Annotated in this window: 15 protein-coding genes; 14 read left to right on the forward strand and 1 reads right to left on the reverse strand. The window is 62.3% G+C overall.

Going from position 1 to position 21,272, the window contains the following annotated elements; translation table 11 throughout:
• Positions 1 to 10: 10 nt before the first annotated feature.
• Complete coding sequence (locus IG629_RS08190; RefSeq protein WP_193171463.1) at positions 11 to 970, forward strand: ABC transporter substrate-binding protein; 960 nt, start codon at positions 11 to 13, stop codon at positions 968 to 970.
• A gap of 69 nt (positions 971 to 1,039) precedes the next feature.
• On the opposite strand, the gene IG629_RS08195 is transcribed toward IG629_RS08190, so the two are convergent.
• The gene (locus IG629_RS08195) at positions 1,040 to 3,121 is read right to left on the reverse strand and encodes a TonB-dependent receptor (RefSeq protein ID WP_193171464.1); all 2,082 of its coding nucleotides are present in this window, start codon (positions 3,119 to 3,121) and stop codon (positions 1,040 to 1,042) included.
• A 312-nt stretch (positions 3,122 to 3,433) separates the two neighbouring features.
• On the opposite strand from IG629_RS08195, the gene IG629_RS08200 reads away from it, so the two are divergent.
• The 13 genes from IG629_RS08200 (at position 3,434) to IG629_RS08260 (ending at position 21,257) form a co-directional block, all read left to right on the forward strand.
• A complete protein-coding gene (locus IG629_RS08200) occupies positions 3,434 to 4,222 on the forward strand; it encodes an IclR family transcriptional regulator (protein WP_193171465.1) in 789 nt (262 codons plus the stop codon).
• 286 nt (positions 4,223 to 4,508) lie between these two features.
• Positions 4,509 to 4,883 (forward strand): hypothetical protein, encoded by a 375-nt coding sequence (locus tag IG629_RS08205; protein WP_193171466.1) that lies wholly within the window; start codon positions 4,509 to 4,511, stop codon positions 4,881 to 4,883.
• A gap of 78 nt (positions 4,884 to 4,961) precedes the next feature.
• Positions 4,962 to 5,300, forward strand: a complete 339-nt coding sequence (locus IG629_RS08210; protein ID WP_193171467.1) for a hypothetical protein — start codon at positions 4,962 to 4,964, stop codon at positions 5,298 to 5,300.
• Between the two features lie 353 nt (positions 5,301 to 5,653).
• On the forward strand, positions 5,654 to 6,670 hold the full coding sequence (locus IG629_RS08215; RefSeq protein WP_193171468.1) for an efflux RND transporter periplasmic adaptor subunit: 1,017 nt from the start codon (positions 5,654 to 5,656) through the stop codon (positions 6,668 to 6,670).
• A 12-nt stretch (positions 6,671 to 6,682) separates the two neighbouring features.
• Positions 6,683 to 9,778 carry an efflux RND transporter permease subunit gene (locus IG629_RS08220; protein WP_193171469.1) on the forward strand — a complete coding sequence of 1,032 codons (3,096 nt, stop codon included), beginning with the start codon at positions 6,683 to 6,685 and terminating at the stop codon, positions 9,776 to 9,778.
• Between the two features lie 21 nt (positions 9,779 to 9,799).
• A complete protein-coding gene (locus IG629_RS08225; protein WP_193171470.1) occupies positions 9,800 to 10,252 on the forward strand; it encodes a potassium channel family protein in 453 nt (150 codons plus the stop codon).
• A 242-nt stretch (positions 10,253 to 10,494) separates the two neighbouring features.
• On the forward strand, positions 10,495 to 12,633 hold the full coding sequence (locus IG629_RS08230; RefSeq protein WP_193171471.1) for a multiheme c-type cytochrome: 2,139 nt from the start codon (positions 10,495 to 10,497) through the stop codon (positions 12,631 to 12,633).
• On the forward strand, positions 12,630 to 14,009 hold the full coding sequence (locus IG629_RS08235) for a hypothetical protein (RefSeq protein WP_193171472.1): 1,380 nt from the start codon (positions 12,630 to 12,632) through the stop codon (positions 14,007 to 14,009). Before IG629_RS08230 ends, IG629_RS08235 begins: the two co-directional genes overlap by 4 nt.
• 4 nt (positions 14,010 to 14,013) lie before the next feature.
• Entirely contained in the window at positions 14,014 to 15,276 is a 1,263-nt protein-coding gene (locus IG629_RS08240) for a 2Fe-2S iron-sulfur cluster-binding protein (RefSeq protein ID WP_193171473.1), read from the forward strand.
• A gap of 41 nt (positions 15,277 to 15,317) precedes the next feature.
• Complete coding sequence (locus IG629_RS08245; RefSeq protein WP_193171474.1) at positions 15,318 to 16,337, forward strand: cytochrome c family protein; 1,020 nt, start codon at positions 15,318 to 15,320, stop codon at positions 16,335 to 16,337.
• An 11-nt stretch (positions 16,338 to 16,348) separates the two neighbouring features.
• Positions 16,349 to 18,046 (forward strand): cyclic nucleotide-binding domain-containing protein, encoded by a 1,698-nt coding sequence (locus IG629_RS08250; protein WP_193171475.1) that lies wholly within the window; start codon positions 16,349 to 16,351, stop codon positions 18,044 to 18,046.
• Positions 18,031 to 18,867 carry a hypothetical protein gene (locus IG629_RS08255; RefSeq protein WP_193171476.1) on the forward strand — a complete coding sequence of 279 codons (837 nt, stop codon included), beginning with the start codon at positions 18,031 to 18,033 and terminating at the stop codon, positions 18,865 to 18,867. The genes IG629_RS08250 and IG629_RS08255 overlap by 16 nt, the downstream gene beginning before the upstream one ends.
• Positions 18,864 to 21,257, forward strand: coding sequence for a hypothetical protein (locus IG629_RS08260; protein ID WP_193171477.1), 2,394 nt, complete (start codon positions 18,864 to 18,866; stop codon positions 21,255 to 21,257). Before IG629_RS08255 ends, IG629_RS08260 begins: the two co-directional genes overlap by 4 nt.
• Positions 21,258 to 21,272 lie beyond the last annotated feature (15 nt).

The following is a 21,272-nucleotide window of genomic DNA, read 5'->3' on the forward strand; positions in this document are numbered from 1 at the left end:
AGAAGACACCATGAAGCGAATGCTCCTCCTGCTTACGGCACTGCTTGCAAGCCACGCGGCGGTTGCCGCCGATCGCAGCGTCACGGACGATGCGGGACGCACCGTCGAGATCCCCGCCGCACCGGAGCGCATCGTCGTGCTCCACGAACCGCTGCTCGGCGTCCCGATCGCCGATCTGGGCCTCGCCCCGGTCGGGAGTTACGGCCGCTCCGACGATGGCGGAACCCAGATGTCGGCAGATTTCTACCAGCTGGTGCTCAGAGACAGGGCCCCGGATCCTATGCCAAGAGGGATCGGTGCGCTCGGCAATATGGATCTGGAGAAGCTGCGGACGCTCGAGCCGGATTTGATCGTCGGCACCGAGCACGACCTCGAGAAAGCCGAACAGCTCTCATCGATCGCACCGGTCTACCTGCAGAACAGCAGCACCGGACGGGTCCGGGGTTTCAACGCCGAAGAGGCCCTCGCCAAGTTGCTCGGCCGCGAGACGGCTTTCGCCGAACGCAAGACGGGATATCTCGCTCGGGTCGATGAGGTCCGCGCCACGCTGCCCGGAGATCCGCGCCAGCAGAGCTATCTGGTGATCTTCCTTTCGGACCAGATCAACGCCGTGGGCGAAATGGCCGGTATGGTCCAAGCGCTAGAGGATCTCGGCTATGACCGCCTTTCCCTTGAACGCGACAATACAGTCGCCGGGTTCGGCGCGACCCTGTTGGTCCCGCTCAGCGCCGAGACCTTCGGTCGGCTCGACCCCGATCTTCTGGTGGTGATGAACACCTTCGGCAAGCAGGCGCGGGACGAAGCCGCGATCCGCCAGTCCCTCGACCGGATCGTACCGGGCTGGCAGCACTTCCTGAAGCCGGCCCGCGAGGGCCGCATCCTGTTCGTCGACTCGGCGACTGTCACCACGCCGACAGTCGCGAGCGCCCTGCATATGCTCGATGCAATCGAAGCCTGGGCGAAGCAATAACCGCCGGCTGAATAGAAAAAGGCTGCGTGCTTTCGGCACGCAGCCTTTATTCCGTGACAGGTATTGGGGTCAGAAAGTGCCTTTGAGGCCGATACCGAAGACCCGCGGCTCGATCATGTTGGCAACGACGCCGCCGACCGAGCGGTCGTCATAGAGGTAGGTCTCTGCCCTCTCGTCAAAGACGTTGCTGGCGAAAGCGTAAAGCTGGAGATACTCCCGTGGCGCGTAGGACAGTTTCACGTCAGCGACGGTGTAATTGTCGACCTCGTAGGCTGGGTCGTTCTCGTCCGTCGAGTAATAACCGTCCGTATGCCGTACATCGCCGGTCAGACGGATTTCCGGAGTGATGTCCCAGTCGGCACCGAAATTGAACATGTAGGCCGGTGCCCGTCCAAACTCGTTGCTCGTATAGTTGGTGCCCTCGATGCTGGAGAAAGAACCGATCTCCGATTTCAGCAGGCCGAGCCCTCCCCGCAAGCGCACATCGTCACGCACGAGATAATCCATTGCCAGTTCGAGGCCGTAGGATTCCGTGCTCTCCGCGTTGACGACAACACTGCCGTACTGAAGACCGTTGAGGTAATCCGGCAGCAGTCGCTGCGAATCCTCATAGTCGCTGTAGAAGAGGTTTGCGGACAGGCCCAGGCGATCGTCCAGAAGTCGGGTCCGGCCGAACAGCTCGTAGTTCCAGACTGTCTCTTCCTTGAAGCTGATATATTCTCTGGTTGCGAAGCTGAGATTGACGCCACCCGGATTGTATCCCCGGCTGACCATGGCACCGACCGTGCTCGTCGGTGTCAGATCATAGGCGAGCGAGGCACGCGGCAATATGGCATCGAACGTTTCGTCATAATCCAGCGCGTTGGAGGCAAAACTCGACGTGCCGGTTCGCTCGATGGAATCGCGCTGGTAACGCAGCCCACCGGTCAGGGTCCAGCGATCCGTCAGGCGATAGGTCATCTCGGAATAGAGGCCAAGATGGTTCTTCTCGTCGTCGAATTCCGACGTGCCGCGGATGAACAGGATATCTTCAGAGTTCGTGCGGGCAAGATAGAGACCCGCGACTCCGCTGAATGTGGCGTCGGCATCACCCCAGGTCAGCCGCGTCTCGTTCGACATGTTCTGCTGATCCACCTCAGCCGTACCGTTGGTCACCGGATAGGTTACGCGATCGACATGCATGTCCGAATATTGCGACTGGTTGTAGATCTTGAAGCCGTTCTCGAAGTCATAATCGATATCAAGAATGCCTGAATCCGTTTCCTGCTCCCAGCTCGGCATCGAGGCCGTTGCGTTATCGAGGTCTTCATAGGGAGTGCTGGCTGTCTCGTAGGTCGGTCGATTGTTATAGATCCGCGCATAGGTGACCTTCGCGGACAGGCCCGCGACATCCTCCGGAACCAGCAGCACCTTGCCCCGAAGGTTGAAGGACTCGAGATCCTGGTCGGTATTGCCCTTGGCGAAATTCGGATTGGTGTAGTCGACGAAGGTATCTCGCCCGAAATAATCGACAGCGAGACGTGCGGCGAGCTGGTCTTCCACAAGCGGGCCCGACACGGCCACTGACGCGCGTTTGCGGTTGTAGCTTCCATATTCCGCCTGATACGCGCCTTCGGGCACGAAGGTCGGGTCCTTGGTATTCACGATAATCGCGCCGGCGATTGCGTTCGCGCCCTGCGACGTCGTCTGCGGACCGCGGAAAACCTCGATGGATTCCGTGTCCCAGATCGACGTGGCGCCGAAGACCGATTCGTAATAATTCAGGTAATGGCCGTCGAGATTGATCGTTGCGCGGGGGATCGTGCCGCCGAAGAACGCCGTCGAGCCGAAGTTTGGTCCCTGGGTATCCTGGCCGCGGATGACCGGCGCGCCGACCGTATCGGTATAGATGAGGTTCGGCACCCCCTTGAGCACATCCGACACTGTCGCAGCAGCGTTCTTGCCGGCCAAATCCTCTTCCGAAAAGACCACAACCGAGCTCGCGGTGTCTTCGAGGCTCCGCTCGACATTCTCGCCGGTCACCACAATCGACGGCAGCGTGACTGCTTGCTCCGGCTTGTCGGAAACCTCTTGCGCGCCGGCCGGCAAGGCACACACAAAGGGTACAAGACTAAGGCTGCCGTACAGCCACTTCAGCGAACGCGTTTTCATTTCCCCATCGCCCCACGATAATGATATTCATTCTCATATTGCATACCGCAATTCAGAATGCATCACATATTTTGGAATAAGATTTGTTCGACGCCGAGCCGTATCATTTTCGCAACGAGAACGCGCCGGACCGTATCCGGAATGGGCTGGAACTTGATTGCAGAACTTCCATTGACTAGGTTTGACGGCCTGATGTGCCGGCGCGAATGGAGGCACATTTGAAATCGGGAACGATGGTGGCGGCAAGGTCGCGCGCACGCTCGATCCTTTTCGCTTTTCTCATTCCCGGGAGACGGGTGTCTTCACCCTGCCATGCCTCAGACGTCCGAAAGCAGCGAGTCATCATCCGACGGAAAAAGACCGGGAACCATCCAGTCCGTTTCCATCGCCGCCCGTTTCCTGAGAGCGTTGGCCAATGCCGAAGAGCCGCTTGCGCTGGCAGAACTTGCCCGCCGCACGAATGCCGGCCGCTCCACGGCGCACCGCTATTTGCAGAGCCTGGTGAAGGAAGGGCTGGCCACGCAGGATCCGGCGAGCGGATTCTATGATCTGGGCCCGACTGCACTCAGTGTGGGGATTGCCGCCCTGAAACGCACGGACGCGGTGGAAATCGCAGCCCGGCACATGAAGGATCTGGCCGGCCGGGTCGCAGCCGGCGCTGGCGTCGCCATCTGGACCGAGCGCGGGCCGACACTGGTGCGCTGGTATCGCAGCGCTTATTTCTCGATCAGCTCCGTCGGCCTCGGCGACATTCTGCCGGTCGACAATTCCGCCTGCGGCCATGTGTTCCAAGCCTTTCTGCCGGCCAGCCGGATCGAGGTGGCGAGACGTATGCAGCCCCGCGCCTTTCGCGGCAAACCGCCGTCGGAAGAGACACTGGACAGGATCCGCTCGACATTCCGGTCCGAATTCACCAGCCATCTCCTGCCCGAAATCACCGGCCAGGCGGTCCCGGTCTTCGATGCGCAGCAGGAGATCGCCTGCGCGATGACGACGGTCACAAACCTGGGGCAGATCAGCAATCCCAAGGATGCGGAAGCCCTCTTCGAGACCGCCAGAGAGGTGGCTAGAGAGACCGGTGGACTTGCGCTACTCGATTAGGTCAATCTGCGACCTTCCCTACCAAAGCGGCCCACGAGGCCGGACGATCCGCATGCCAAGCAGTGCAAGCATTGAGCGTGCCGATCCGAGCTGACACGTCCTGGCGGGGAACATGAAAAGACTGGTCTCGCCAGCTATGGGAGACGGCGTATCGGGCTCCCCCTGCCAATCGTTCATCGAGTTCGGACCGCCGATCTTGTGGGCCGATTGCGGTTGCGAACAAACATGGATAATGCGACTTTAAAAGCAGGTTCGAATTGCCAGACATTCAGGAGGAATCCGGCCCATGGTCGCTACCCGAATCATCGCTCTCGTCGTGCTTCTTGCCGGCGTATCAGCTGCCCTGCCCGCTGCAGCACAGGCATTGTTCGGTGGCCGGAATATGGCGGGTGAATTCCTGACGAACGAGGATATCCAGATCCGGAACAAAGTCGGTGTCGAGCTTTTGAAATCGGGCAAGGAAGGCGACGCTGTGGAATGGTCGAACCCGCAGACCAAGAGCTACGGAACGATCACGCTACGCGATGCGTTTGAATACAACGGCATGAAATGCCGCCGGGTCGAGTTGGAAAATACGCCCAAAGGGCTGACCAGTCACACAGTCTGGTACAAGCATGGGGTTTGTGCAGTGCCGGGAGAGGGCTGGAAGTACCTGTACTGACGGCCTCTCGCAATTGTGGTGCAGTCCGCAATGCACTTTCGGTTATGATTTGAACCAGTCATTAGTTCGGAGGCTGAAATGGCTTTCTGGTCGCGTTTAAGTCTTTCCCGAATCGTATTCATTGCTGCCATCGTCTCGGCTGCAACCCTTGGAAGCAATACGCTCCAGGCCCGGCAAGGTGACGAGGCGCGGGAGCTTGTTGAAACGATCATCGACGATCTCGGTGTTGACCGGGCCCGTATCCGGTCCGTTGACGTGATTGCCGATCACCAGGGCGGGCGATCACCGGCGTCGAGTTACTCCGGCTGGATCTCGTTCAAGGATTGCAAAGGCAACCTGGTAATCGTCATGGGCCGGACGTTAGCTGTCCAAAGCATTTACACGACAGGCAATTGCAAGGTAGCCGGCGTAGATTGACGGCTGGCAAAGCCGTGGCTGCGCCCCTTCCATCGGCACAGCGATCTAGAATCGATGTCGAGACCTGGGAATAGAAGCAGAACTATTCTTGCGGCATTGCGCATCTCAATAGCACATTGATTTCACCTGATATCCACCATGAACGCCTTGCTCCGAGCAGCGATTTCAGCAACCATCCCTAAGGGGATCGGCGAAGGACATTGCAGAGTGGAAACTCGAACGCACTGACCTGTGCGTAGGGGATTTCCAGTTACAGCGGAGATCCAGAAATGCGTCGGTGTCGATCCTTCTGTCTATTGGGCGTGTTGGCCGGCCTCCTCCTTGTTGCGGGATGCGAGGAACAGGCAACTCCAGTGGCGGAGACCGTGCGGCCCGTCCGCGCAATGAAGGTCAGCGACGTAGAGGCCATTGCCCGGCGCAGTTTTCCCGGAAAAGCAAAAGCGTCAAAGGAAACCGATCTGGCTTTCAAGGTCGCCGGCCCGCTGGTGGAGTTTGATCTCGAAATCGGCCAGGAGGTGGAGAAGGACCAGATCCTGGGCCGGATCGATCCGGCGACCTATGCAACTGAGGTACAGTCCGCCACGGCAAATCTCGAGCGGGCGCAGGCGCGCTATGAGGATGCCGAGTTGGAATACAAACGCCAGAGCACGCTCTTTGAGCGCGGGCATGTCGCCAAGGCAAAACTGGACAGCGTCATCGCCAGTATGAAAAGCCTTCAGGCTGACGTGGCCGCAGCCGAAGCCGCACTCCGCCGGTCCGAGCTGGATCTAGATTACACCTATCTCCGTGCCCCCTTCAGCGGGGTTATCGTCAAGACGCACATGGAGAATTTCGAGAATGTGCGGGCCTCCCAGCCGGCCGTTCGCCTGCTCGATTCCGCAATGATCGAGTTCGTCATCGATATTCCCGAGACGCTCATTTCGCTGGTCCCCCGGGTCGAGAGCGCGATCGTCGTCTTCGACGCCTTCCCGGAGCACAAGATCGTCGCTGAGATCAGGGAAATAGGCACTGAAGCCTCGGAGACGACGCGGACCTACCCGGTCACTCTCTCGATGGCACAGCCGGAGGGAATCCGGATCCTGCCCGGGATGGCCGGCACCGCGACCGGGAAGGTCGACGGCATCCGTCCCGCCGCCTCACCGGTCCAGGTCCCGATCTCCGCGACCTTCACCGCCGGAGAGGACCCGCAGACGATGGTCTGGGTCATCGACGAGTCCGCGATGACCGTTACGAAGAGGCCCGTCGTGACCGGAGCGCTAACAGATACCGGGATCCAGATCGTTGAGGGCCTCGCCGCCGGCGAATGGATCGCGACGGCCGGCGTGCATTATCTGCGCGACGGCCAAAAGGTCAGCATTCTCAACCAGTAACGGAGCGGAACGTTGAATCTTGCAGCCATCGCCATCGAGAAAAAGACGGTCACCTATTTCGCTGCTTTCCTGCTGCTGGTCGGCGGGATCTCCAGCTTCTTCAACCTAGGTCAACTCGAGGATCCGGATTTCACCATCAAGACGGCCGTGGTGGCGACGACCTATCCCGGCGCGAGCCCGGAAGAGGTCGAGCTTGAAGTCACGGACCGTCTGGAACTGGCGATCCAGGAACTGAAGCAGATCGATTATGTGAAATCCTTCTCGCGCGCCGGTTATTCGCAGATCTGGGTCAATATCAAACCAAGCTTCTCCTCCGGGGAAATGCCGCAAATCTGGGACGAACTCCGTCGCAAGGTCGGCGATACCGCACAGCAACTCCCTCCGGGCGCCGGTACACCCCAGGTAATTGACGATTTCGGAGATGTCTACGGATTGTTGATGGCGGTGACAGGAGACGGCTTCAGTCACGCCGAAGTCAGCGAGTATGTCGATCACATCAAGAAGGAGCTCAGTCTAGTCGAGGGTGTCGCCCGGATCGACCTCTGGGGCGTGCAGGACCGGGTCGTCTATCTCGACGTCCGGGAGTCGCAGCTCTCGGAACTGGGACTCAGTGACAGCAGTATCGTCCAGACCCTGAACGAGCAGAACATCGTGGTCGATGCCGGCGCGCTCGAGTTGCAGAACCGCCGTCTGCGGGTCGCCCCCAGCGGGTCGTTTGCAACACCGGAAGATATCGGCAATGTCGCAATCCGGCCCTCGACGACCGACCTGCTGCGCGCCGCGACCGGAGGCACCGCGATATCTCCGACGGAGATTGTCCGGATCGGCGATATCGGGACGATCCGGGAAGGCTATATCGATCCGCCGCGGCAACTGATGCGATTCAACGGCATCCCGGCAATCGGCATCGCGATCGCCAACCAGCCGGGAACCAACGTCGTCACCATGGGAGAGCGGGTCGATGCCCGCCTCGCGGAGCTGGTCGCGCAGCTTCCCATCGGGATCGAATTGCAGCGGGTGCACTGGCAGTCGGACGTCATCGACGAGGCGGTGTCCGGATTCTTCGTCAGCCTGGCACAAGCCGTCGCCATTGTGCTGGTCGTGCTGACCCTTGCCATGGGCTGGCGGATGGGCGCCATCATCGGCACCGCGCTGATCATGACCATCCTCGCCACGCTGATCTTCATGAATCTGTTCGGGATCGATCTGCAGCGCATGTCCCTTGGAGCCCTGGTGATCGCGCTCGGCATGATGGTCGACAATGCCATCGTCGTCGCGGACGGCATGGCGGTGCGACTGCAGAAGGGCATGCCGCGCAAACAGGCCGCGATCGAGGCCGCCAACCAGCCCGCATGGCCGCTGCTCGGCGCGACCATCGTCGCCGTGCTGGCGTTCTTCCCGATCGCCGCATCGGACGAGAATGCCGGTGAGTACTGTGCCAGCCTGTTCTCCGTGGTCGGGATCTCCCTGATGGCGAGCTGGCTGATCTCTGTCACCGTGACGCCACTGCAATGCATAGACATGCTTCCCGCGCCCAAAGGCGATGGCTCCACCGATCCGTTCGACAGCCGGTTCTACCGCCTGTTCCGGACCTTCCTGGCACGCTCCATCCGACTGCGCTGGCTGACCCTCGGCGGAATGGCCGCGCTGTTGGTGCTATCGGTCCTCAGCTTCGGAAATGTCAGCAAGCTGTTCTTCCCTGACTCCGCCATGACCAAATTGATGGTCGATTACTGGGCCCCGGAGGGAACCCGCATTCAGGATGTTGCCCTGGACCTTGAGCGGATAGAGGAGAAACTGGCAACGGACGACCGGATCGAGGCCGTGACGACCTTTGCCGGCAGCGGGCCGCCGCGCTTCTATCTTCCGGTCGAACCCGAAGCGCTCTCCTCCTCATATGGGCAATTGATCGTCAATGTGCGTGACGCCAAGGAGATCAATGCGATCATCGGCGACCTGACCCCGTGGTTCGCGGAACAGTTCCCGGATGCGCTGGTGCCGATGCGCAAGTTCGGGGTCGGTCCGGGCACCACCTGGAAGTTCGACGTCCGTTTCAGCGGGCCAGCGGAGGCCGATCCGGCCATCTTGCGCAGCCTCGCCGACGAAGGCCTCCGGATCCTCGCCGCCTCCCCGTTGGCTGGCGAGATGCAGACCAATTGGCGCCAGAGGGTCCAGACGGTCGTCCCACGCTACGCCCAGGTCCGCGCGGGCTGGTCCGGTATCTCCCGCGAGGACATCGCCGACGCTACGAAGCTCGCCTTCGACGGACGTACGATCGGGCTCTATCGCGAACAGGACGAGCTCGTTCCGATCATCATGCGCAAGGTCGAGGCGGAACGGCAGAATGTCGGCGGGCTTGAGGTCCTCCCCATACGGTCCCCCTCCACCACCCGGTCAGTGCCGCTGGCGCAAGTGACGGACGGTATCGCCACGGAATGGGAAGACCCTGTTATCTGGCGCCGCGACAGGAAGCGGACCATCAAGGTGCAGTCCAACCCGGTGGCAGGCGTCACCTTGCCGACCTTGCGGGCGGCCGTAGTGGAAGCGTTCGACAAGATCGAGCTGCCGCCCGGCTACAGCATGGAATGGGGTGGCGAGTACGAGAGTTCCCGCGATTCCCAAGCCTCATTGCTGCCCGGTGTGGTTCCGGCGGTCGCGGCGATCCTTTTTATTATCGTCGCTCTGTTCAACGCCTTCCGGCCACCGTTGATCATTCTCGCGACAATCCCCTTTGTCATGATCGGTATCACCGCCGGATTGCTTGGCACCGGCACGCCCTTCGGCTTTGTCGCGCTGCTCGGCGCCATGAGCCTCGCCGGCATGATGATCAAGAACGCGATCGTTCTGCTTGACGAGATCAATCTGAATCTCTCCGGCGGCATGTCGCAATATGATGCTGTCCTGGGCGCCGGCGTCTCGCGGCTGCGGCCGGTGGTCCTGGCGGCGGCGACCACGGTTCTCGGGGTCGTGCCGCTGCTGCAGGACGTGTTCTGGGTGGGCATGTCAGTCACGATAATGGCCGGCCTGACATTCGGCACCTTCCTGACCATGGTGCTGGTCCCCGTCCTCTATGCGATCTTCTACCGGGTCCGGCAACCCGCCACCTGATGCTTCGTTGCGGGAGGACCGATGCTCTTTCTTGAACTGGCAGTCGCCACCGCAGCGGTCGCCGTTGCCATCCTTGTGCAACTTGCGGCCACGCTCGTCCTCGCTTACCGGGTACGACAGGTTCTTCCTGTCTGGACAAAACACCATCCGGCGCCGAAAGTTCTCGCACGCGTCGCCCTCACAGCTTTTGCATTATTGTTCCTCGGCCACATTGTGCAGATTTGGCTATGGGCCGGACTCTATATCGTTTTGGGCGAATTTACCGACCTTGAGACGGCGCTCTATTTCTCAACGGTCACTATTTCCACGCTCGGGTATGGCGACATCGTCCTGTCGCAGGACTGGCGCCTGCTCGGTGCGATCGAGGCGGCCAGCGGCATCCTGCTGTTCGGATGGACCACAGCGATGCTCGTCGCGGTTCTCATGCGGGCCTGGCAGGATGCGCAAAGCACTGCCCCCTCATCGAAAACCTGAGACTGGCTGCGGGACTCGGATAACCAAACCCCGCAGACCACAAGGCTACAGCAACCCAAGATTAAATTTTTAACCCGCCACGACTACCAGGATTGAACCATTTAAGTACCTTTTCAGCGCCACCCGATGCTCATTAACTCTCTTTGCCGACGCAAGGAGGGGCGTTTGACCGATCGCAGGATCACGGATATAGAGACGGTCAACTCGTCATAAAAAGTCGAGAGCGTGACCGGAGAGTGTCTATGATCAGGAACGGCATAAAGCGCGATCTGATCGCGGCCATCGCCGCTGTTCCGATAGCGGTATGTCTAACCGCCGGACTGGCCCGATCGGAGACCACGGTCAGTCCAGCCTCGCTTCAGCAGATAGAAGAACACCTCGCCGCCGCAGACGATCTGCTGCTTCAGCCGACCTCAAGCGAACAGTCGACATCCGCACAATCCGACGATCTGCTGCTTCAGCCAACCTCAAGCGGCCAGTCGGCAACCTCGCAATCCGACGACCTGCTACTTCAGCCAACCTCAAGTGGCCAATCGACGACATCGCAATCCGACGATCTGCTGCTTCAACCAACCTCACAATCAGGTGACCTGCTGCTTCAACCAGCACAGGACGGTGCCGCTCCATCTGTAGCGCCTGCTATTGGCGCTCCTGCCCCGACGGATGAACCGGAGGATACCACCGGGACCACACCGGCGGCAGCTGCCGAGCATGAGAAACTGTTCGCCGAGAACCGCTTCCCCGCGGCCACGACCTGCGCCACCTGCCATCCCAAGCAGTATGGGGAATGGTCGGCGTCACAGCATGCCTACGCCCAGCTGAGCCCGGTGTTCCTGACCATGCAGGCGGCGATCAACAACAAGACCAGCGGCACCAACGGCGACTTCTGCATACGCTGTCATACGCCGGTCGGCATGAACCTGGAAGAATCGGTCTACGTCTCCAACTTCGAGCGGCATCCGACATCGCGCGAAGGCGTGACATGCATCGCCTGCCATCGGGTCAACCGCAATTACGGCAAGATCAGCGGCCGCCTGGCCATCGTTGAGGGTGACCTGTTCGAGCCGGTCTTCGGCCCCAAGGGCGACGATGAATTGAAACGGGTCCTCGATCAGCCGGAGACCTACCGCGTGACGACCGACCGCGACGCGCCAGGCCGGGCCATTCACACCGAGGTCGAGCGGTTCTTTCCGTTGGTGACCTCCGGTTTTTGCGCCACCTGCCACGACGTAACCCTGGTGAACGGCTTCCGGCTGGAAGAAGCCTTTGCCGAATACCATCAGTCGCCAGCGTCCCAGGCCGGTGTGAGCTGCCAGGACTGCCATATGGGTAAGGAGCAGGGCGCGGTCTCCGGTTACGAAGAAGGACCGGCGGCAATTGTCGGCGGCGTGCCGACGCAGCCCCGCAAACTAGCCAGTCATTTCTTTGCCGGTCCCGACCACTCTATCCTCCACCCAGGCCTGTTCCCGATGAATGTTAAGGCGCAAAGCTTCAAGACCATGCGGGAATGGATGGCGTTTGACGACGCTGCCGGTTGGGGCACAGACGCATTCGAGGACGCGGCACCGCGCGACCACCCCTTCCCCGAGGCCTGGCGCTCGATCGACGACCGCTACGACGCACGGAAGATCGTCCAGGAACAGAAACAGCGGCTGGAGAAAGCGGACGAACGGCGCCTCGAAGTCTTGCGTAACGGCCTTGCACTCGATGAGATCCAGATCCAGTCCGCCGAGCCCGGCGCGCTCTCCTTCTCGGTGGCGGTCCGTAACATCACCAACGGTCATTCGGTGCCGACCGGCTTCGACGCCGAGCGCCTGATGTTTCTGGAGGTCACGGTCACCAACAGCGACGGGGCCGTGATCTATCGCTCGGGCGATCGCGACCCCAACGGCGACCTGCGCGACAGTCACTCAGCCTATGTCCATGCAGGCGAACTGCCGCTCGATGAAGACCTGCTTAATCTTCAGTCCAAGTTCCTGGTCCGCCTGCTGCGCGGCGGTGAGCGGGAACAGGTATTGCCGATCAACACCTCACAGGGCGTGCTGCCCTTCGTCCGCCCCGAGGCATTGCCGACAACGATCTACGGCCGCCCCCGGAATACCCGAAAGCACAAGCAGACCATCGATCCGCTGGGCACCCGGACTGCCAACTACACGATACCGGCTGACGCTCTGACTGGATCGGGGCCCTATGGGATCTCCGTGCGCCTGCAGGCGCAGATGGTGCCGGTAAACCTGATCCTTGCGATCCAGGATATCGGCTTCGATTACGGCATGAGCCCGCGTCAGGTGGCCGATGCGGTGGTCGACGGGACGCTGACAATCGCCGAGCGGCAGGCGACCGTGACCCTCGAAGCCACGAAACAGGCGGCCTCCCAATGAGCCGGACACGTTCCTGGAGCCGGTTTTTGCCGGTGGCGGCCATGCTGTTTGTCGCGTCCGCCGCATCCGCAGAGGTAAAGACGCTCTCCGAAGAGCCAATCCCCTACAAGGGGAACGCCCTGCCAGAACGCACGAAGCCCCTGCTGGAGATCGGCCCCGCCCTGCTCGGCACCGGCCCGCTGGATCCCGGCTTCGAGCTGCCTACGGGCGCCGTGTGGCAACCCGCCCTCTGGGTCTTCGGCCAATACCGCACCGGCGTCGACATCTACAAGAACGGCAATGCGCCGGAAGTTCAGGAATGGGCAAACCGGCTCGACCTGTTCGCCAACCTGCGGCTCAGCGGCACCGAGCGGGTTCTGTTCGGACTGTCGCCGTTACGCGACGAAGGCAAGTTCACCGGCTATCATCGGCGCCCCGAATCCAGTGAAGGGTTCGACAGCAATTTCAGCGGCGAGATCACCGCTCTCTTCTTCGAGGGCGAAATCGGGGAGATTTTCCCCGACGCGGACACGTTCGATGCGGGAGGCCTCGATCTCGGTTTCACAATCGGCCGCCAGCAGCTTCTCTTTCAGGAAGGGTTGCTGATCAACGATACGGTCGACGCCGTCGCCCTCACCCGCGACACCATCACCATCCGCGACCATTCGGTCGACACCCGCCTCACCGGCTTGTTCGGCTGGGGCCATATCGACAGAGACGACAACGAGCGGGACCATGACGCGCGACTTTTCGGCCTGTTCTCCGAGACCGATTTCGACACCTCCACGGTCGCTCTGGATGCGATCTGGGTGACCGGCGGCGAAAACGACAATGTCGAAACCGACGGGCTGTTTCTCGGCGCCGGAACCACACAGCGGATCGGCAAGGTGAATACCGCCTTCCGCGTCGCCCAGTCCGTCGCCCTCGACGAGACTTCCGCGGCGGTGGACACAGGTACCCTGTTCCTGGCTGAGCTGTCCGGCGACCCGATGGGCAATGACGACGTCCTCTACGTCAATGCCGCCTGGGCCGTGGATCGTTTCACCTCCGCGGCGCGCGATCCGATCGCCGGAGGTCCGCTCGGCCCGGTCGGCATCCTGTTCGCCTCCCCCGGCCTGGGTGACTACGGGACAGCGCTGAGCAACCGGGCAGAGAATGTCGTCGCAGCCGCGACCGGATATCAGATGTTCTTCAATCAGGAACGCACACAGGTCGTCGCCGAGATCGGCACCCGCCTTGCGACCGATGCGGATCAGAACGACGCGGTGGCCGTCGGACTGCGTTTCCAGCAGGCACTCGGCGCGCGTGTCGCCCTGCAACTCGACGGCTTCGTGTCGCGTCAGGAGAACCAGGACACCGGATATGGCGCACGCTCCGAACTTCTGGTGAGGTTCTGAGCCGATGGCCGGGGTGATCGAGACAATCGGGTATGTCATCGTTGCCGGCACCGCCGCGGAGATGGCACTCAGCCTTTTCGGCACCTGGCGGCGCGGATATCTGGAACGCCGCAGCTTCGCAGCGGAGGCGAGCTTGTTTGAACGCCGGGTCGCGCTGTCACTGAGCCGGGCCGAGGCTGAGCGGGATCTGACGGTTAACTCCTGGAGCGGCTTCCGCAAGTTCAAGGTGGCGCGCAAGATCCGTGAGGCCGACAACATCCATTCCTTCGAGCTGGTCGCCCATAATGGCCGGCCCCTGCCGCAGTATCTTCCGGGCCAGTACCTGACCTTTCAGGTGCGCATCCCCGGCCAGACCAAGCCGCTGGTGCGGTGCTATTCCCTGTCCGATGCCCCCGGCAATGACGGGCGTTACCGGATCAGCGTCAAGAAGGTTCAGCCACCGCCCGGCACGGAACACGCTTCCGGAGCAGTGTCGACCTATCTGAACGATGTCGTGCGCGAAGGCGATATTCTGGACGTACGCGCGCCCGCCGGGACTTTCCACTGCGACCCGGCTTCAGACCAGCAGATCGTGCTGATCGCCGGAGGTGTCGGCATCACTCCCCTGCTGAGCATGCTGAATAGTGTGTGCAGCACTCCGACAGAGCGAGAGATCTGGCTGTTCTACGGCGTGCGTAACCGCCCGCAGCATGCATTTGCCGAACATATCGCAGGCCTGCGGCACCTGTATCCAAACCTGCATGTCGTGACCTGCTACAGCGATCCGACCGAGGCCTGCGTCCCAGGCCAGGATTACGACCACGCGGGCCGGATCAGCCTTGAAATTCTCAAGGCCAATCTGCCATCGACCAACTACGCCTTCTACCTGTGCGGACCGGCACCGATGATGGAGGTTGTCTCTGGCGAGCTGCGCGACTGGGGTGTACTGGCGGACGACATCCGGATCGAGGCATTCGGGGCTGCCACAGTGCAGCGCCAGCCGAGCGAGCGACCCGCAACAGCCTCCGAACCCGGTATCGAGATCCGGTTCGACCGCTCCGACAAGGTTCTGGCCTGGGACGAAACCGCGGGCTCGATTCTTGCACTCGCCGAGAATAACGGTGTGGTGCTGGAAAGCGGCTGCAGGGCCGGACATTGCGGCACCTGCGTGGTCGCCATCAAGGCGGGAGAGGTCGATTACGTTGCCGAGCCGGCCGTGACGCCGGAACCGGGCACCTGCCTCGCCTGTATGGCGGTGCCGCGCGGCAGGGTGACACTCGACGCATGATTAAAATGGAACAAGACGGATACACAAGCATGGACAACATTATGAGCACGTGGGCTTCACGCTACCTTGCTGCGGCGGCGTCGTTGCTCGTTATTCTAGCGGGCCTTTCCGTCACTTCCGTATCCGCGCAAACGAGTGATGAGCATTTCAAGATGATCGGGCCCGCCAAGTGCGCCGAGTGCCACAAGACCGAGACCGAAATCTGGAAGGGGACGCATCACTTTTCCACCTTCACTGAATTGACCCGCAGGAAAGAAGCCAGCGACATCGCCGAGCGCATGGGCATGCGCCGCATCAAGTCGGAGAGCCTTTGCCTGAACTGCCATTTCTCGACTGTGGAGACCGCCAGCGGCGATCTTGAGCCAGTAGCCGGTATTTCCTGCGAAAGCTGCCATGGGGCCGCCAGCGCGTGGCAGCCGATACATAGCGGCTTCAGCGGCAAGAAGGAGGGTCAGGAGAGCCCGGAGGAGATCGCCCTGCGCTGGGAGAAGTCCGAGGCCGCCGGCATGATCCGTCCGAAGGACATGTACCGCTGGGCCAAGAACTGTTTCTCCTGCCATGTGGTGCCGGAAGAAAAGCTGGTGAATGTGGGCGGCCACAAGGCCGGCAGCCCGTTCGAGCTGGTCGCCTGGTCCCAGGGCGAGGTGCGCCATAACACCTGGCACAACAAGGGAGCCAGCAATGCGGCTGCGTCCTTGAACGACAAACGCCTGATGTTCGTCGTTGGCCGTGCGGTCGAGCTGGAAACGGCGCTGCGGGCCGTCGGCAAGGCGACACAGAAGGCCAACTACGCGGTGTCCATGGCCAAGCGCGCTCAGGCCGCCCGCCAGGCAATCGCCGCACTCGAGGGTTTCCTGAAGATCGCGGAGCTGACCGAAATGGGGACGGTGGCGAACAGTGCCGGCCTCAAGCTCAACAACGACGCGGCCCTTTCGGCCGTGGCGGACAAGGTCGGTGCCCTCACCCGGGAAATCGCCGGCAAGTATGACGGCAGCAGCTTCGGTGCAATCGACAAGTATCTGCCGCAGGAATCCGCCTACAAGGGAGTTCCGGCCCGCTGAGGGCCGCATTGATGTCCGCCCAGACAACAGCGATCAGCCGTCCTCGGCGCTGGGATAATCCGTTCGACCCCGAACTGTCGACGGTGGATGTCGAGCGGATATTGACGGCACCGGTGTTCCGCGACCTCGATCCGGACCGGTTTCCGCCGGGCCAGTCGCTGCCGGATATCGTCCGCAACGACGCCCGCATAAACCGCTATCAGCGCGGCGACATCGTTGTGCTCGAAGGCGATTACGGTAATTCGGTTTTCGTCATCCTGTCCGGCGCGGTGAACGTGCTCTACGGCTATCTGCCCGAAGTCGGGCGGCCACCGCCCCGCGCGCGCCGTCCGTTCTGGAACGCGCTTGCCCAACTCTGGCGCAATTCGCGTGAAAGCGAGACACGGACCCTGTCACCATCTGCCCGCGCGCTCCATATGCGCGCCGACCGGGGACGCGCCTATCTGCCCGATATCGAGCGGGTCATCGCGGAGCATTCTGTCACCCTGCTCGAACATGGCGACATGTTCGGGGAAATCTCCGCCTTGTCGCGCTCACCGCGCACGGCAACGGTGGTCGCCGATACGGACTGCGAGCTGGTTGAGCTGCGCTGGCAAGGCTTGCGCGATCTGCGCGCCCGCGATCCGGACCTGCGCGAGAGGGTCGACCACCTGCACCGCACCCGCAGCCTGCTCGCCCATCTGTCGGAAAGCCCCCTGTTTGCCCATCTAGACGAAGCGACCATCGCCCTCGTCGCCCAGGAAATCCGTTTCGAGAACCATGGCACACAGGAGCTGTTTCCCACAGGCGAGCTGCCGGCCGAGAGCGACGGATCCCTGGCGGGAGAACCGCTGATCGCGGAAGAAGGCAGCCTTACTGACGATCTGATCATGATCCGCGCCGGCTTCGCCAGGGTGACCGAGCATCTCGATCACGGCGACCGGACGGTCGGGTATCTGAAGAACAATGACGTGTTCGGCCTGGAGGAACTGGTCAGGCAATGGCGCGGCAACGGCTCGGTCCCCTTGCGTAATAGCCTGAGGGCGATCGGCTACCTGGACATTCTCCGCGTCCCCGCATTGGTGATGGAGCGCTACGTCCTGCCGACCATGCCTGAGCACCTGCTGCCGCCGGCCACGGATGCGGACATGCGCGCGACACCGGTCTGGAAGCGCGATGACAGTGCAACCGGGATAGAGCAGCCGCTGGTCGACTTCCTGATCGACGAGCGGATTATCAACGGCACCCAGTCCATGGTGATCGATCTGGACCGCTGCACCGGCTGCGACGATTGTGTAAAGGCCTGCGCCGCAACCCATGACGGCAACCCGCGCTTCGTACGCCAAGGCCCGTCCCACGACGATGTCATGATCGCCAATGCTTGCATGCACTGCGTCGATGCGGTTTGCCTGATCGGCTGTCCGACCGGCGCGATCCATCGGGACCTGTCCTCCGGCGATGTGCATATCAACGACGATACCTGCATCGGCTGCGGAACCTGTTCGCGGAGCTGCCCGTACGGCAACATCGTCATGGTCGAGATCGCCGACAAAGCGGGTACCGTCATAACCGATCGCGAGACCGGAGCGGCAATCCGCCGGGCGACCAAGTGCGACCTCTGTGCCGGGCAGCTCGGCGGCCCTGCCTGCCAGCGCGCCTGCCCGAACGACGCACTGGCGCGCCTCGACATGAGTAACCCGGGAGAGTTGGTCGCATGGCTGCGTCGCTGACCCGTTTCACCCGACGCCGGGCGCGCAACACGGCCTTCGTCGTCGGCGCCACCTTGCTCCTCGTCGCCATTACCCATCTGGCCGAGGCAACCCTGCACGACATACGGTTCGTCACCGGCTGGACCCTGTTCGGGCTGATCGTGGGGCTGGCACTGTTCGACCTGCGCCGCCGGATTGCCGTCCTTCCGCTTGGCAGCGCGTCGGACTGGGAGCAGGTGCATATCTACGGCGGCTGGTTTGCGGTTGTGGTGTTCCTGACCCACACCGGCGCCGGTCTACCGGACGGCCCACTTGAGATCGCGCTCTGGATTCCGTTCGTCGCCGTCACGATCAGCGGAACGGTGGGCATCTGGCTGAGCAGGGTTCTGCCGAAGCGCATGCGCGATCATGGTGCGCGTGAGCTCTACGACCGTATTGCCACCCGGCGCGCGGAAATCGCCGCCGAGGCGCAGGCTCTGGCCATATCCTCAGCCCGCGACACCGGGTCGGTCACCATCGCCGACTACTATCAGAAAGAGCTGAGCGCGTATTTCCAGCGCCCGCGCAACGCGCTCGCCCATCTGACCGGATACCAGGGCCATCTGCGCCTGCAGCAGCAACAGATCCAGTCGCTGCACCGCTATGTGGATGCCCGTGGGCACAAAATCCTCAACCGATTGTCGGAACTGGTCGAGACCAAGGACGACCTCGACTACCAGTTCGCCGCCCAGTCGGCGCTCAGGCTCTGGCTGTTTGTGCATGTGCCGCTCGCTTACGGCCTGCTGATCCTTATCGCGGTCCATGCGGTTCTGGCGCATGCCTTCGAGGTGGGACCGTCATGAGTACAACGGGAACCAATAGCGGCATGTCCTCCTACGACCGCCCCGACCGGCAATGGCGGTGCGGCCGGCTCGCCCTCGGTCAGCCTTGCCCGCACGGGCCTGATGCCGCCGGTGCCTGCCGCGGCATGGCCGATTGTGCGCCGATACGCCGGGGAGACCGCTGGCATTGCACCCGCCCGCAAAGTGTCGGCGGCCCCTGCGACGCCGGACCGGCGCCCGACGGTCGTTGCTCGTTCCAGCGCCCGCCCTGTGTTCCTGTGCGCAGTCTCAGCGCACTGCGTCGCCGTGTAACGCGGCTGGTCGTCGTCGCCGCGATCGGTCTGGTCATGATTGGACTTTCCGGCACCGACCGGGAAGCCCTGCTGTCCCCCGGGCCGCTTACCTTCCAGCACAGTGTGGTCGGCGGGTGCGCCGGTTGCCATCAGGGTTTCGACGAAGGCCCCGCAGGCTGGGTGATGACCGCTGTCGGAATGTCGCAGGAGATGAACGGAGACCACACCTGCCGCTCCTGCCACGAACTCGGCCCACATGCAGAGCGCGCGCACTCCCGCCCCCCGGCAACGACAGCCGCCCTGACAGACGCGGCATTGCATCGCCACACCAAAGAGGGAGCCGAGCAACCGCTGGAATTCAAACTGTCCGGATGGCTGTTCACAGATACCGGCACGCCAACATCCACGGTCGGGTGCGCAACCTGTCACCGTGAGCATAGCGGCGTAGACGCAAGCCTCACCGAGATGCCCGAAGGTGCCTGCCAGACCTGTCACACCGTGCAATTCAACTCGTTCGGAAACGGCCACCCGGAATTCGGCGAGACTTTGTTCGACCGCCGCCTCCGCATCGCTTTCGACCATGCCGCCCATCTGGACCGGCATTTCGGTGCCACCGAGAGTGCGGGCAAGGCGCCGGAAACCTGCACGTCCTGCCACCTGCCGTCGGACGACGGGCGGGCCATGCAGACGGAGAAATTCGAGACCATGTGCGCATCCTGCCACCAGGACAACATATCCGGTGCCGGCGCGATCGGGCCGAAAGGGATCGCGTTCCTGACAGTGCCGGGCCTGGATCTGCAGGAGTTGACGGCACGCGGCGTCGATATCGGCGATTGGCCGAAATGGTCGGAGGAACCGCTCACCCCCTTCATGCGGCGTCTGCTGGAGGGTGACAGCTCCGTGACGCTCGCTCTTGAGCGGATGGACGGGCTGGACCCGATGGATCTGCGCGACGCCGAAGCGGACGACATCAGGGCGGTGACGGAGGTCGCCTTCGCGGTCAAGCGCCTGATCGGCGACCTGCTCGCCGATGGCGTCCAGGCGGCGGAGAAGCGGCTGGCGAACGGGCGAACGGACAAGGCTCTGGAGCAAATAAGCACAGACCAGACCGGCACCATGCTCGGCCATTTGCCAATGGAAGTGCTGCAAGCAGCGGCCCGGAACTGGTTCCCGGAGCTGGCAAGCGAGCTGGCCGGAAAGCTCCCGGCACTTCCAGAGACGATACCAGGCCCGCCATCCGCCCAGAACGGAAGCCCTACCCCCGCTCCGTCGCTTGATCAATCTGATATCCTCGCGTCTGCACCAGACCAATCGGACATCCTTGCTGCACCAACAACGGATCAGTCCGACATCCTCGCGCCCGCGCCGGACCAGTCTGACATCCTTGCCGCGCCATCGACGGATCAGTCCGATATCCTGGCATTGCCGTTGACCGGCACGAGCGATGCCCTCGCGCCGCCACCGGAGTTGGCGCCGACATCTCCCGTCACCCGGGCCGAGACCGCCCCGCCGCCAACGCGGATTGAGCCCAACGTTTCTCCCGAGGACTGGATGCGGGCCGGCGGCTGGTATCGTAATGATTTCGCTCTGCTGTACCGGCCGACAGGGCACGCGGATCCGTTCATGCAGGCCTGGATCGACCTCGCAGCGGCCCCGTCACCGCAGGACGGCGATGGCGCGTTGCTGGCCACCTTTGCCGGTGCGCAGGCGCCGGGCACATGCCTGCGCTGTCACAGTGTCGACCGCGGCGAGGGCGGAACCGGATCCGTTAACTGGCACCCCGCCTCCCGCGATCCCGCCACCCGGGATTTCGTGCGCTTCTCCCACAGGCCGCATTTCAGCCTGATCGCAGAGTCCGGCGGTTGTCAGACCTGCCACAACGTGATCCGGCCAAAAGGAACAGGATCCGTATCCGCATTCCAGGACCAGTACCGCCAGAGCGATCCACACGCCGAAATCGTAGCGGGTTTCGCGTCACCGACTGTCGCCACCTGCTCGGAATGTCACGCACCGGGGCGCGCCGGAGATACCTGCACCCAGTGCCACGCCTATCATGTCGGCACCTTCGAAACACCAACCGTTCCGACCAGAATGCGGGTGCTCGCACCCACGGAGTGATGACACGAACGGATC

It is taken from the genome of Nisaea nitritireducens (assembly GCF_014904795.1).
Taxonomy (GTDB): domain Bacteria; phylum Pseudomonadota; class Alphaproteobacteria; order Thalassobaculales; family Thalassobaculaceae; genus Nisaea; species Nisaea nitritireducens.